The organism is Achromobacter sp. EG18, from assembly GCF_059759395.1.
The window spans coordinates 5,028,576-5,041,978 of record NZ_CM186213.1 but is presented as its reverse complement, the minus strand read 5'-3'; the positions used below and the strand labels follow the sequence as shown (position 1 = coordinate 5,041,978).

Genomic DNA, 13,403 nt, shown 5'->3' with positions numbered 1-13,403 from the left:
AGCCGCTGCGCGCGCTTTGTCGCTCCTGCCTATGGACTAGGACGCGCTGGCGTTGCGGTTCGAGCGCGCCCCGCGCCGCCCCCAGCGGCTGGGGTGGCAATCCGTCTGAAATAAGGGCCGGACCTACATCTTTTTATGCGCTCCAGCCCCCTTCTACTGCGCAGTAGCCCCGGATTCATGGGTTAACATGTCGCAATATTTCGTTTAATTACTAAATGAATGGAACCCGGCGCAGACCGCCGGGCGGGAGGCGGAGATGGGCGCAGACAACACGCTCCAGCTGGTGCTGGATGCCACTACCAACGTCCTGACGGCGATCTACACGCCGCCATCCGCCCCGGAGGGCGCCAACGCGCCCCCGGCCGCGCCGTCCGAAGGCGAATCGGCCGAAGCCTCGGACACCGTCATCGCCGCTCCGCTGGCCGCCACCCTGCCCAGCTGGGATACCCTGGCCGCCCTGGCCACTGCCCAGGGCTGGTCGACGGAGGCGCTGGACAACCACGCCGTCATCGCCTTCATCGACCTGTGCCGCCACGCCGCCGAACCGGTCCAGGTGCCGGTGGGCAAGCTGATCGACGGTTCGTTCGACCTGGAAGTGGACGCGACCTGCATGTCCGCCCTGGTCACCCTGCATCCGCCCAAGGGCGGCAAGCCGGTGGCCCTGGCCGTGCTGCGCCAGGCCATCGCCGACCAGGGCATCGTCCACGGCGTGCTGGAAAAGGAACTGGCCGAAGCCGTCGAGCGCGGCGGCGCGCAGACCGTGCTGATCGCGCAAGGCACGCCGCCCACGCGCGGCACCCCGACCCGCTTCGAGAGCCTGCTGGACCGCCTGAAGCCGCGCGCGCAGGAAATCGACGAACTGGCCCAGATCGACTACCGCGACCTCGGCAGCCTGTTGCTGGTGACCCCGGGCATGCCGCTGATGCGCCGCATTCCGCCGCTGCCCGGCATCGACGGCTGCAACGTGCTGGGCCAGCCGGTGCTGCCGGATGAACTGCCCGACACGCCGTTCAATGCCGAGATGTCCGGCGTCGAGATCGATCCGGAAGACCCCAACCTGCTGCGCGCCGCCATCGCCGGCTCGCCCAAGCTGATCCACCAGGGCGCGCAGGTCAATCCGGTGGTCGAGGTCGACGCGGTCGACCTGTCCACCGGCAACATCAACTTCCAGGGTTCGCTGCAGGTGCGCGGCGACATCAGCGCCACCATGGAAGTGCGGGTGACCGGCGACGTGGTCGTCAACGGCACCATGGAGGCCGCGCTGGTCGAGGCCGGCGGCAACGTCACGGTCAAGGGCGGCATCATCGGCATGGCCGAGGCCGTGGCGGACGGCGCCGGTGGCGGGGCCGCCAACACCGCCGCGCGCACTGCCCACATCGTCTGTGGCGGCGAAGTGCGGGCCCGCTTCATCACCAACGCCATCATCAGCGCCGGCCAGAACGTGGAAGTGGAACGCGAGATCCGCCAGAGCAGCATCGCCGCCGGCGGCAGCGTCAACGTCGGCCCGCCCAATACCCAGCAGACCGCCATCACCGGCGGTCAGACCCGCGCCCTGCAATCGGTGCGCGCCGGCACCATCGGTTCGCCGGCGGGCGTACCCACGCTGGTGCAGGCCGGCCTGGATCCGCATGCCGACATCAAGCGTTCGGCGCTGACGCGCAAGCGCCTGAAGATGAACGAGGAAAAGGCCAAGCTCGAACAGCTGCTGCTGTTCCTGCACGCCAACCCCGGACGCGCCGCCGGCGACGTGGTCGAGCGCGCCCGCAACACCCACACCAAGCTGGGCCGCGACCTGATCGAACTGGACGAGGAAGAAGCCCAGCTGATCCGCGACCTGCAGCCGCTGCATACGGCCACCATCATCGCCGCGCGGCGCTTTTGCGGCGGCACCAAGATCCAGGTGGGCAACCGCATGCAGGAATTCCTGGAAGACCAGGTGGGAGGCAAGGCCGCCCTGGAAGAAGGCGAGATCGTCATCCGCTGACGCGCGCCCCGCGGCCTGGCCGGCCCCCGGCATCACGCCCCGGCGCCGCCCGGCCCGCGCCGGGATCGCGGCGCGATGCCGGCCATGCCCGCGCGGTCCGATCCCGCGTCCCTCCGGCCGGCAGCCCGCCTCAGGGCGCCAACTGCTTGAACCAGGCGCGCGGCGAAATGCCGCGGTCCGGCCCCAGGATCGAGAAACCGCCGTCCACCGGGATATCCACGCCCGTCATCCACGAGGCCGCGTCGGAGCAGGCGAAACACACCGCCGCCGCGATCTCCTCGCCCGAGCCGACCCGGCCCAGCGGATGGAAGTGCGCGCCGACCGCGTCGGCGGCTTCGCGCGAGCCGCCGGCCAGTTGTTCGACCGACGGCGACCAGGTCCACGCCGGCGACACCGCCAGCACGCGGATGCCGGCCGGCGCCAGTTCCACGGCGAAGTTCTTGGTGATCTGCAGCAAGGCCGCCTTGGAGGCCGGATACAGCGCGCGCCCGGCCGCGCCGAACTTGCCGCCGGTGCTGCCCAGGTTGACCACCACGCCGCCGCGCGGCAGCAGCGGCGCCGCCATCTGCGTGAAGATGGCGGCCGACACCAGGTTGGTGTCGAGCGTGGCGTGCCATTCCTCGCGGCTGGAGGCCAGCCCGCGATCGTTGTACTGGCAGGCGTTGTTCACCAGGATGTCGACCCGCCCGAAGCGCGCCAGCGCGGCATTCAGGCAGTGGCGGATCTGGTCGTCCTGGCCGATGTCGGTCTCGTGGAACAACGCGCGGTCGCCCAGGGCGGCGGCCAACGCCTGCCCCGCCTGCGCGTTGCGCCCCACCAGCACCACGTTGGCGCCGGCCGCCGCCAGCCCGCGCGCGATGTCCGTGCCCAGGCCCTGCGTGCTGCCGGTGACGATGGCGGTCTTGCCGGCCAGGCCGGGAAAGCCGGAAAAATCCATGATGTGTCCTTCGTTCAGTGCGCGGTGGCCGCCCAGCGCACCGCCTGCGCCACCGAGCCGGTCTGCGCGATCAGGCGCATGCTGGCCAGCGAAGCGTCATGCACCGCCGGATCGGCCGAAGCGCAGGCGTCTTCGGCCACCATGACATTGAAACCGATATCCGCCGCATGCCGCACGGTGCCCTCGACCACCGAGTGGGTGGCCACGCCCGCCACCACCAGCCGGCGCGCGCCCAGCAGCCGCAGCGTCTCTTCCAGCGGCGTGCCGTAGAAGGCGCTGATGCGGGTGTGCTTGACCACGAACTCGCGCGGGCTGCCGGCCAGCGGTTGCAGGCCGTCGTAGAAGGCGCTGCCCCATTGCCCCTCGGCCACGGCGCCAATGCTGGCGACGTTGCGGAAGATATCGCAGTTGGGCAGCAGGTCGGCATAGTCGGGCCTGAAGGCGATGCGCACATGCACGATCGGCAGGCCATGGCTACGGGCGCCGTCGAGCAGGTCGGCGGCGCCGCGCAGCAGGCGCTGGCGCTCCGCGCCATCGGCGTCCAGCCCGACGCGGATCTTGCCTTCGGGATGCAGCACGTCGTTCTGGTAGTGCAGCGCCAGCACCGCGGCGTCGATCGCGCTCACACGAACACCTCGAACACGTCGTGCGCGTCGTCGCAGTTCACCAGGTCCACGCGCTTCATGCGGATGCGCCAGCCGTCGCCATCGGCGGCCAGCTTGTGGGTGTAGCGGCCGGCCAGCTGGCGCGGCTGGCGCTTGCGCCATTCGGTCATCTGGAACGCCGAGTGCACCACCAGGTTGCCGCCGGCATCCACGCCCTCGACCTGCACCGCGCCCACCAGCCGCGCGCTGCGCGTGGGCGGCTGCTGCGACCAGTTGCGCGGGTGTTGCAGCCGGCGGATGCGCACGTCGCGCAGCATGCGGTCTTCCCAGAACAGCGAGATATGGTCGTAGGGGCTGGCCTGGCCCGGCTCGCGCGGCATCCAGTACATGCCGTCGTCGGTCCACAGCGACTGCCAGTCGTCGTAGCGGCGCTCGTCCAGCAGCCGCGCCTCGCGGTACAGGAACTGGGCGATGCGGTGATAGGCCTCGGCCGGCACGTCGGCCGGCGCCAGGTTGGCGGTGGATACGTCGAATTCCAGGTCTAGCAGCATGCGCCTTCTCCTTGGCCGTGGGCGGGCGCCACGGGACCGGCCTCCATGTAGTTTTTCCAGGCGCGGAACTGGTTGCGCATCGGCAGCTCGCTGGTGCCGTTGACCGACACCATGCCGTCGGCGTCGCTGCGGTCGGTGCCGTGGTAGCGGTGCATGCTGACCCACTCGCCGCCACGGGTGGCGTTGCCTTCCTGGCAGCGGTTGTAGAGCTCGATGTCGTCCGGCATGACGTTGGACGACGGCGAATTGATGACGTTGGCGTACAGCATGGCGCGTTTGAACACGCCGTCCGGCGCACCCTTGCAGCGGAACGTCTGGATCTCGATCAGGGTGCGGTCGACAGCGATCGGCCGGATCACGCGGAACTGCTGGAACACCGTGTGCGGCGAGCCGCTGCCGTAGATGACGGTGTTGTGGCGGTTCATGCCGAGGATCTCGCGGGCGCGGTCGGCGCCGTAGGCCGCGGTCAGCGCCTCGAAATGGGCGCGCGACACCGGGTCTCGTTCGGCCGCGCCCGGGTTGAAGATGCCTTCCATGTAGCCGTGGCCGTTGTCGTAGGCGCGCAGCTCCAGCTTTTCCCAGAACTCGTAGGGCTCGCCGTTGCCGTCCATGATGTGCAGCTCGAACGGCATTTCGCCGATCTCCTTGGCTTCGTCGCGGGCGGCGGCGAAGGACGATTCGTGCGTCACGCGGGCATGCATGGTGTCGTGCAGATTCTCGTAGAACACCTTCCAGTTCGAGCGCTGCATCACGCGGAAAATGCCGCCGGCCACCTCCACCTCGCCCACCGGCGAGCGGTCGCACAGGTTGTCGATGGACGAGCGCACGCCGCCCAGGAATTCCTCCAGGCCCTGGCCGTCACGCGCCTGGCTGGCGAAGACGAAGCCGCGATAGCTTTCCACGCGCGGCAGGCGCCGCATGGAGAAGCTGGGGTCGGTGGGATCGTAGGCGGTGCCTTCCAGCCCCTGCTTGAGCGGCACGCCGAGATGGCTGCCGTCGAGCTTGAAGGTCCAGGCGTGGTACGGGCAGCGGAAGAACTTGCCAACGCAGCCGTCGCCGTCGGCCACCACCTTGGCGCCCTTGTGCGGGCAGCGGTTGTACAGGACGTGCACGCGGCCGTCGCTGGCGCGCACCATCAGCACGTCCTGGTCGCCCAGGCGCGTGGTGTGATAGTCGCCCGTCCTGGGCACCTGGCTTTCGTGGCCCACGTAGACCCAGGCGCGGCCGTAGATGCGCTGCATCTCCAGCTCGAAGATCGCCGGGTCGGTGTACAGGGCGCGGTGCACGCTGTCGCCGCGCACCATCTCGCCCAGTTGTTGATCGCTATACGGCATGGCGGTCTCCTACTTGTTCTCGCTGTCTTTCCAGCGCGCCATCAGGGTGTTGGAAGGCAGGGTCTCGTCCAGCAGCTTCTGCGCGGTCTCGCGGCCGGCCACCGGCAGGCCCTTGGGATCGAGCACGCCAATCTGCACCAGCACGCTCGCCTGATCCCAGTAGATGTGTTCGTGGCAGAGCTTGTCGCCGCGGAACTTGACGATGGCCACCAGCGGGATTTCGACGTATTTGCCGGTGGGCGCGACGCCGGGCAGCAGCCAGTCGATCTCGGTGGTGTGAGTGAAGCAGAACAGCAGTTCGTCGACGATCTGCGTCGCGCCCACGGTGCGCGACAACGGCACCAGTCTGGTGTCGGGCGGATTGCTGTTGACGAAGTGGTGCTGGTAGAAGCGCGACAGCTCGCGGTAGCCCACGCCGCCGGTCATGGTGGGGATGTGGTTGACATAGGGCTCGGCCACCATCGTGGCCATGGTCGCGGCCACGTCGCGCGTGCCGAATTCGTATTCGCAGTGCTTGTCCCACAGATACGAATAATCGAACTGCGGCCCGATCACGCGTTGCAGCGCGGCCATGCTGCGCTGGTGCGCCATCAGCGCCGACGGCTTGTCATAGTGCGCGCCGCCGGTGCGGGCAAAAGCGTGGTCCATGCCGGGGTACACGTACAGCTCGACGTTCGGCTTGCCGCCCAGCGCCTCCAGGATGCGCTGGCGCGCCGGCGGCGGACAGAAGCCGTCCTTTTCGGCGATGTGCAGCACCAGCCGGCCGCGCAGGTTGGCGGCTTCTTCCAGGCTGTCCTCGATGCCCACGCCGTAGTAGCCGATGGCTACGTCGGCATCGGTGCGGCAGGCGGCCAGGTAGGCCAGCTTGCCGCCCAGGCAATAGCCCAGCACGCCGGCGCCGCCCTGCTGCTCGGGCAGGGCGCGCAGCGCCGCCAGGGTCGCGGCAATGTCCTTGACGCCCAGCTCAACGTCGAAACGCTGATACAGCTCGAAGGCGCGCGGCATGTCGGCCGGGCCGTCGGTCAGCTGGATGCCGGGCTGCTGGCGCCAGAACAGGTCCGGCGCCAGCACCACGTAGCCTTCCTCGGCCAGCGCCTGCGCGGTGCGGCGCATGAAGTCGTTGATGCCGAATATCTCCTGGCACAGCACCAGCCCGGGTCCGTGGCCCGAGGCCGGCACGGCCAGGTAGGCGCTGAATGATTTGCCGTCGTGCGAGGCGATGGTCACCTCGCGCGTCGTGATGGTTGCGGTCATGCGTCTCTCCTTGATGCGTGCTGATGCATGCGTCGCCTGCCTTACTTCATCTGGCAGGCGGCGGCGAACGGGTCGTGATACTGCGTCAGCACCGTGCCCGACAGCTTGTTGGCCAGCTTGCCGTCCGCGCCCTTGACGATGGTGCGCAGGTAGTAGTTCTGGATCGGGTACTGATTGCGATTGAACTTGAATTCGCCGCGCACCGACTTGAAATCAGCGCGGCGCAGGGCCGGGCGCAGCCCATCGGCGCCCAGCTTGCCGCCGGTCTGCCTGACCGCGCTGTCCAGCAGCATGGCGGCGTCGTAGCCCTGCGAGGCGTACAGCGTGGGGGTGCGGTTGTAGGTTTTCCTGAAGTCCTCGACGAACTTGCGGTTGGCCGGGTTGTCCAGGTCGGCCGCCCATTGCGACGAGTTATGCAGGCCTTCGATCGGCGCGCCCACCGCCGCGATCGTATCCTCGTCGCCCGAGAAGCCCGGCGCCAGCAGCGCGATCTCCTTGCCCAGGCCGGCGCCGTTGAACTGCTTGATGAAATTCACGCCCATGCCGCCGGGCAGAAAGAAGAACACGGCATCCGGCTTGCTGGCGCGCAGCCGCGTGATCTCGACGCCGTAGTCGAGCTGGCCCAGCTGGGTATAGATCTCTTCCGACAGACCGCCCTTGTACAGGCGCTTGAAGCCATTGAGCGACTCACGCCCGCCCGGATAATCCGGCGCGATCAGCGCCACCCGCTTGAAGCCCTGGTCGGCGGCGTACTTGCCCATGGCTGCCGGGATGTCCTCGTTCTGCCAGGCCACCGCGAAGAAATTCGGATTGCAACCCGCGCCGGCATAGTTCTCGGGCCCGGTGTTGGTGCTGAGGTAGATCGTGCCCGACTGCAGGATGGCCGGCATCACCGGCAGCAGCACGTTGGAAAACACGATCCCCGTCATGACGTCGACCTTGTCGCGCTTGAGCAGCCGCTCGACCGCCTGGCGCCCGGCATCGGCCTTCTGCTGGTCATCGGCCACCACCACCTCGGCCGGCAGGCCGCCCAGCTTGCCGCCGGTATGCTGCAGCGCAAGATTGAAGCCGTCGCGGATCTCATTGCCCAGCGCCGCGCCCGGCCCCGACAACGTGGTCAGCAGGCCGACCTTGATCTTGTCCGCCGCCGACGCGCCGCCGGCCGCCGTCATACAGCCCACCGCGACCAGCGCCGCCAGCGCGCGCCGGCGCCATAGTTTTCCGTTCATGAGCCACCCCGCAGGTATCCGCCGGCGCCGCCGGCGCAATGCTGACAGAATCCGTCTGCCGTCGGTACACCCAGCCACCGATGAAAACTGCCAGCTTACGCGCCACGGCGCCGCCTTCCAACAACCCCCAGCTTAGGACGGCCGGGCGCGCGGCTCTATCCGAATCGGCGCACGCCTATCCGGGATTCACTTAATTCCAAACGCTTGACGATTGCATTACGCTCGACGGCGATACGGGAGCGTTCCCGTCCCGGAGGCATCCATGCACGGCTGGTCCCGCATCGAGCTGGCGCCATTGCTCAAACGACGCGTCTTCAGTTCCACCCAGCCCGCCGAAACGCGCGAACGCGTCTCCGAAGCGCTCAAGGAACACCGCCTGACCTGGAAAGGTGGCCGCGTCGACGCCGAACTGAACCGCGCCCGCTTCGGCGCCCTGAGCGTCTGTACGCTGCGCTACGGCGCCGAAGTCCACATCGAACCCGACCGCCTGCAGGACTTCATGCTGGTGCAGGTGCCGCTGCGCGGCCGCGCCCGCATCGAATGCGGCACCGACTGCGTCGACGCCCACCCCGACTGCGCCGCCGTCATCGCCCCCAACCGCGCCCTGAAGCTGCACTGGGAAGCCGGCTGCGAACAACTGCTGCTGAAGATCCCGCGCGGCAAGCTCGAAGCCATCGGCCACCGCATCTTCGGCGACGCCGCCGCCCGCCCCCTGGACTTCAGCCCCGCGCTACGCCTGGACACCCCCGTCGGCGCCGCCTGGCGCAGCATGATGACCAGCCTGATCCACCTGCTCCCCACCCTGGACGACGGCGCCCCAAGGCCCCCCGCCGCCTGGCTCGAACACCTGGAAGACACGCTCGTCCTGCACCTGCTCTACAACCAGCCCAACACCTGGCAACGCCACGCCGGACTGGCCCCCGCCCTGCCCCGCCGCATCACCCAGGCCGAAGCCTACATGCGCGCCCACCTGGCCGCCCCCCTGACCCTCACCGACATCGCCCGCGGCGCCGGCGCCAGCCCCAGCGCCCTCACCCGCCTGTTCCAGCAACACCGCGAGACCACCCCCATGCAGGCGCTACGCGTCCTGCGCCTGGACGCCGCCCGCGAAAAACTGCAACAAGGCGCCTGCGAAAGCGTCACCGAGGTGGCCGTCTCCGTAGGCATCAGCCACCTGGGCCGCTTCTCCGAGTACTACCGCGACCGCTTTGGCGAACTTCCCCGCGAAACCTTCCAGGCCAGCAGATAGGCCTGACAATTCTGGCGCCATGCGCCAACCCCCGCAGCCACAAGCGAAGAATCACAAACGTAGTTAAGCCAACACATATGTCATAACGCGCCCCGCCCGCGAGCGCGCAGCGTCATCCGCCCCCGCAAGACACCACGTAAGCTTCAAAAGGCCGCCCGCGCGGCCGCCTTAAAGCGGGCCCCGCAAATCGCTCTGAACCCGCGTCGCCGACCATCAGAACGCCAAGAACCCCAATCGCCCCAGCCCCCGCCATTAATTCTTATCGTGAGCGGGTGAGGGGGCAGGCGGGGGGATGGCGGGGCGTGTAGATGCGCCCGAGGGAATCCGAAGGAGTCGCCAAAGGCGAGGACGAGGATGACGAAGGGGCAGTCCGGAGCGAAGGCTCCGGACCGCAATCGTAGCCCCGCCATCCCCCCGCCTGCCCCCTCACCCGCGGCTCAAGAACCCCCCTCGACGCGCATCAACACGTCAAGGCCGGCCCACCATCAAGCCGGCACCACCGCCGTAACTTCAATCTCCACCTTGGCCCGATCCTCCACCAGATCCGCCACCTCCACCGCCGTCATCGCCGGAAAATGCCTCCCGATCAATTCACGATAGTGCTTCCCGATCTCCGGATAAGCCGCCACATACGCATCCTTGTCCGTCACATACCACGTCATGCGCACGATATGCTCCGGCCTGGCCCCGCCCTCGGCGAGAATCGCCACGATGTTGGCCAACGTCTGCCGCACCTGATCGGCCAGATCATCCGACTCGAACTGCTGCTGCCCGTTCCAGCCCACCTGCCCGCCCACGAACACCAGCTTGCTCCCCACCGTCATCTCGGTCAGGATCCCATTCGAATAGCCCCGCGGCGCCATCCAATCCGGCGGTTGCAGAATCTTCATAACGTCTCATCCTATTTTCAAAAAACAAACACCAGGGCGGCCCCCGCCGAACTCACTCGGCGGCAACCAGATAATCCTGCATGCGCTCGCGCAGATCCGCCGGCAGCGGCATCGACTTCATCGTGCGCAGATCCACCGTCACAATCGTCAGCGTCGCCGACAGCCGCAACTGCCCGTCCGGCCCCTCGAACCGAACCAGCGCCTTGAACGACGCGCCGCCGATGCGCTGCACCTGCAGCGTCTGCCGCAGCTTCTCGTGCCAGCGGCTCGGCGCGCTGAAATCGCACGTCACCGACGCCATCGGCGTGCCGATATGGCGCTCCACGTGCAGCGCGTGGAATGGCAAGCCCATGCCCTTGTCGAACCACTCCTCGACAAAATCATTGATCATCTCGAAATAGCGCGGGTAGAAAACGATGCCCGCCGGATCGCAATGACGGAAGCGGACTTCAACCTGGCTGACGAACGGAGCTGCCATGGAATTTCCTTGATTCGGAATCAGGCCATCTTGCGCAGCGCGAAACGCTGCAGCTTGCCCGTCTCGGTGCGCGGCAGCGCGGAGACGAACTCGATGGCACGGGGATACTTGTAGGGCGCGATGTTGGCCTTGACGAACTGCTGCAGCGCCGCCACCAGCGCCTCGCTCGGCTCGAAGCCGGGCTTGAGCACCACGAACGCCTTGACCAGCTGGCCGCGCTCGTCGTCGGGCGCGCCCACCACGCCGCATTCGGCCACCGCCTCGTGGCGCAGCAGCGCGTCCTCGACCTCCGGCCCGGCGATGTTGTAGCCGGCCGAGACAATCATGTCGTCGTTGCGCGCCTGGTAGAACAGATAGCCGTCATCGTCCTGCACGAACGTATCGCCCGGCAGGTTCCAACCCTTCTGCACGAAACGCCGCTGGCGCTCGTCGGCCAGGTAGCGGCAGCCGGTCGGCCCCTTGATCGCCAGGCGCCCCACCGTGCCATTGGGCACCGGGTTCATGTCGTCGTCCACGATCTGCGCGATATAACCGGGCACCACGCGGCCGATGGCGCCGCGGCGCACCGACTCGGGCGGGCTGGACACGAACACGTGGATCATCTCGGTGCCGCCGATGCCGTCGATCATCTCGATGCCGCTGGCCTCCTTCCACAACTGGCGCGTCGCGTCGGGCAGGGCCTCGCCGGCCGACACGCTCTTCTTGAGCGAGGACAGGTCGAACTTGCCCACCAGCGCCGCCATCTGGCGGTAGAAAGTCGGAGCGGTGAAGACGATGGTGGCGCGAAAGTCCTGAATCAGCTGCAGCAGGCTTTCCGGCGTCAGGCGCTCGGCCAGCACGGTGCTGGCGCCGACCCGCAGCGGAAAGCACAGCAGGCCGCCCAGGCCGAAGGTGAACGCCAGCGGCGGCGTGCCGCAGAAAATGTCATCCGGACCCGGCTTGATGACATGCTTGGGAAACAGGTCGCACATCGCCAGCACATCGCGATGGAAATGCATGCAGCCCTTGGGCGCGCCGGTGGTGCCGCTGGTGAAGGCGATCAGGCAGACGTCATCGGCGGCGGTATCGCAGGCCGTGAACTCATCCGGCTTGCCCGCTGCCAGCGTGTCCAGCGCCTCGGGCGCCGTGTCGTTGAAATACACGATCTGCGCCAGCCCCGGACAATGGTGTTCGTGGTCCGGCTGGGCGCAGAACTGCGCCTCGTCCTTCAGGCGCACGTCGCACAGCACCGCCTGGACCTGCGCCTTGTCGATGATCTGCTTGAGCTCCTTGGCACGCAGCAGCGGCATGGTCGGCACCGTCACCAGACCGGCCTTGATGGCGGCCAGCCACGAAGCGGCCATCATCGGATTGTTGGGGCCGCGCAGCAGCAGGCGGTTGCCCGGCACCAGCTTCATGTCCTCGACCAGCACGCGGGCAATGCGGTTGGTCAGCGCGGCCAGCTCGCGATAGGTCATGGTGGCCGGCTTGCCGTCCTGCGCCCAGCGCAGCGCGACGCGCTCGCCGTGGCCACGGCCGACCATGGCGTCCACCAGCTCCACCGCGCAATTGAAGCGCTTGGGATAGGCCACGTCGGGGCCGTCCAGCAGGAACTCGGGCCATTGTTCGCCCGGGGGCAGATTGTCCCGGGCGAAAGTGTCGATGTGGGCGGATACTTCCATGAAATTCCCCTTGCTGATGCGGTGTAGTTGACTGCCGAAAGCGGAAACTCGATGGTTTCTTCAGGCCTTCAGCAGTTCCCGGGCGATGATCAACTTCTGCACTTCGGTGGCGCCTTCGTAGATACGCAGCGCTCTGATTTCCCTGTAAAGCTTCTCCACCGGCATCCCCGACACCACGCCCGCGCCGCCGAACATCTGCAGCGCGCGGTCGATCACGCCCTGCGCCGATTCGGTGGCCGTCATCTTGGCCATGGCCGCTTCGCGCGTGGTGCGTTGTTTCTGCACGTCGCGCATCCACGCGGCGCGATACGTCAGCAGCGCCGAGGCATCGATGGCCGTGGCCATGTCGCCCAGCGCCGCCTGCGTCAGTTGCAGGTCGGCCAGGGTCTGGCCGAACATGCGGCGCGACCTGGCGCGCGCCAGGCCTTCGTCCAGCGCGCGGCGCGCAAAGCCCAGCGCGGCGGCCGCCACCGAGGCGCGGAAGATGTCCAGCGTCATCATCGCCAGCTTGAAGCCCTGCCCCGCCTCGCCCAGCCGCTGCGACACCGGGATGCGGCAGTGGTCGAAGGTGATGGTGGCCAGCGGGTGCGGCGCGATCAGTTCGATGCGCTCCGAGATCTCGAAGCCCGGGGTGTCGGCATCCACCACGAAGGCGCTGATGCCGCGCGCGCCCGGCGCCTCGCCGGTGCGGGCGAACACGCAATAGAAGTCGGCGATGCCGCCATTGGAAATCCAGGTCTTGGCGCCGTTGAGCACGTAGTGATCGCCCTCCAGCCGGGCCTCGCAGGCCAGCGCGGCCACGTCCGAGCCGGCATCCGGCTCCGACAGCGCGAAGGCGGCGATCGCCTCGCCGCGGGCCACGCGCGGCAGGTAGCGCTGGCGCAGCGCGTCCGAACCCATCAGCGAGATCGCGCCGCTGCCCAGGCCCTGCATGGCGAAGGCGAAGTCGGCCAGGCCCTCGTGGCGCGCGAAGGTCTCGCGCAGGATGCAGACCGAACGCGAATCGACCTCGGGCAGCGCGCCGCCCCAGGCGCCGCCGGGGCCGCCCGCGACCGCGTAACGCAGCCAGCCGGCCTGGCCCATGGCCTTGACCAGCTTGCGGCAGGCCGCATCGGCGTCGTGGTGGTCGACGTCTCCCAGGGCGCTTTCGCACCAGCCGTCGACCTCATGCGCCAGCTTGCGGTGGGCGTCGTCGAAAAAGGGCCAGTCCAGCCAGCTTGCGTCGCGCATC

The 13,403-nt window shown here is 68.1% G+C and carries 12 protein-coding genes; 2 read left to right on the top strand and 10 right to left on the bottom strand.

What is annotated here, in order from left to right:
* The first annotated feature begins 256 nt into the window (after nucleotides 1–256).
* Nucleotides 257–1,984 (top strand): flagellar assembly protein A, encoded by a 1,728-nt coding sequence (locus AC6CR5_RS23195; RefSeq protein ID WP_024067662.1) that lies wholly within the window; start codon nucleotides 257–259, stop codon nucleotides 1,982–1,984.
* A gap of 130 nt (nucleotides 1,985–2,114) precedes the next feature.
* On the opposite strand, the gene AC6CR5_RS23190 is transcribed toward AC6CR5_RS23195, so the two are convergent.
* From AC6CR5_RS23190 to AC6CR5_RS23165, 6 genes are read right to left on the bottom strand one after another with little or no spacing between them, the layout of a single operon-like run.
* The gene (locus AC6CR5_RS23190; protein ID WP_498085000.1) at nucleotides 2,115–2,921 is read right to left on the bottom strand and encodes an SDR family oxidoreductase; all 807 of its coding nucleotides are present in this window, start codon (nucleotides 2,919–2,921) and stop codon (nucleotides 2,115–2,117) included.
* 14 nt (nucleotides 2,922–2,935) lie between these two features.
* Nucleotides 2,936–3,547, bottom strand: coding sequence for a cysteine hydrolase family protein (locus AC6CR5_RS23185; protein WP_020925297.1), 612 nt, complete (start codon nucleotides 3,545–3,547; stop codon nucleotides 2,936–2,938).
* Entirely contained in the window at nucleotides 3,544–4,077 is a 534-nt protein-coding gene (locus AC6CR5_RS23180; protein WP_020925298.1) for an aromatic-ring-hydroxylating dioxygenase subunit beta, read from the bottom strand. Before AC6CR5_RS23180 ends, AC6CR5_RS23185 begins: the two co-directional genes overlap by 4 nt.
* Nucleotides 4,068–5,411 (bottom strand): aromatic ring-hydroxylating dioxygenase subunit alpha, encoded by a 1,344-nt coding sequence (locus AC6CR5_RS23175; protein WP_498084999.1) that lies wholly within the window; start codon nucleotides 5,409–5,411, stop codon nucleotides 4,068–4,070. The genes AC6CR5_RS23180 and AC6CR5_RS23175 overlap by 10 nt, the downstream gene beginning before the upstream one ends.
* A gap of 9 nt (nucleotides 5,412–5,420) precedes the next feature.
* A complete protein-coding gene (locus AC6CR5_RS23170; protein ID WP_047993563.1) occupies nucleotides 5,421–6,665 on the bottom strand; it encodes a dienelactone hydrolase family protein in 1,245 nt (414 codons plus the stop codon).
* A gap of 41 nt (nucleotides 6,666–6,706) precedes the next feature.
* A complete protein-coding gene (locus tag AC6CR5_RS23165) occupies nucleotides 6,707–7,894 on the bottom strand; it encodes an ABC transporter substrate-binding protein (RefSeq protein WP_047993562.1) in 1,188 nt (395 codons plus the stop codon).
* 262 nt (nucleotides 7,895–8,156) lie between these two features.
* On the opposite strand from AC6CR5_RS23165, the gene AC6CR5_RS23160 reads away from it, so the two are divergent.
* On the top strand, nucleotides 8,157–9,143 hold the full coding sequence (locus tag AC6CR5_RS23160; protein ID WP_437262822.1) for an AraC family transcriptional regulator: 987 nt from the start codon (nucleotides 8,157–8,159) through the stop codon (nucleotides 9,141–9,143).
* Nucleotides 9,144–9,628: 485 nt separating this feature from the next.
* Here AC6CR5_RS23160 and AC6CR5_RS23155 read toward each other — a convergent pair whose 3' ends face one another.
* From AC6CR5_RS23155 to AC6CR5_RS23140, 4 genes are read right to left on the bottom strand one after another with little or no spacing between them, the layout of a single operon-like run.
* Nucleotides 9,629–10,033 (bottom strand): RidA family protein, encoded by a 405-nt coding sequence (locus AC6CR5_RS23155; protein WP_006388562.1) that lies wholly within the window; start codon nucleotides 10,031–10,033, stop codon nucleotides 9,629–9,631.
* A 52-nt stretch (nucleotides 10,034–10,085) separates the two neighbouring features.
* Complete coding sequence (locus AC6CR5_RS23150; RefSeq protein WP_020925303.1) at nucleotides 10,086–10,511, bottom strand: acyl-CoA thioesterase; 426 nt, start codon at nucleotides 10,509–10,511, stop codon at nucleotides 10,086–10,088.
* 20 nt (nucleotides 10,512–10,531) lie between these two features.
* Nucleotides 10,532–12,172, bottom strand: a complete 1,641-nt coding sequence (locus tag AC6CR5_RS23145; protein WP_006388560.1) for an AMP-binding protein — start codon at nucleotides 12,170–12,172, stop codon at nucleotides 10,532–10,534.
* Nucleotides 12,173–12,232: 60 nt separating this feature from the next.
* Nucleotides 12,233–13,402 (bottom strand): acyl-CoA dehydrogenase family protein, encoded by a 1,170-nt coding sequence (locus AC6CR5_RS23140; protein WP_173001502.1) that lies wholly within the window; start codon nucleotides 13,400–13,402, stop codon nucleotides 12,233–12,235.
* Nucleotide 13,403 lies beyond the last annotated feature (1 nt).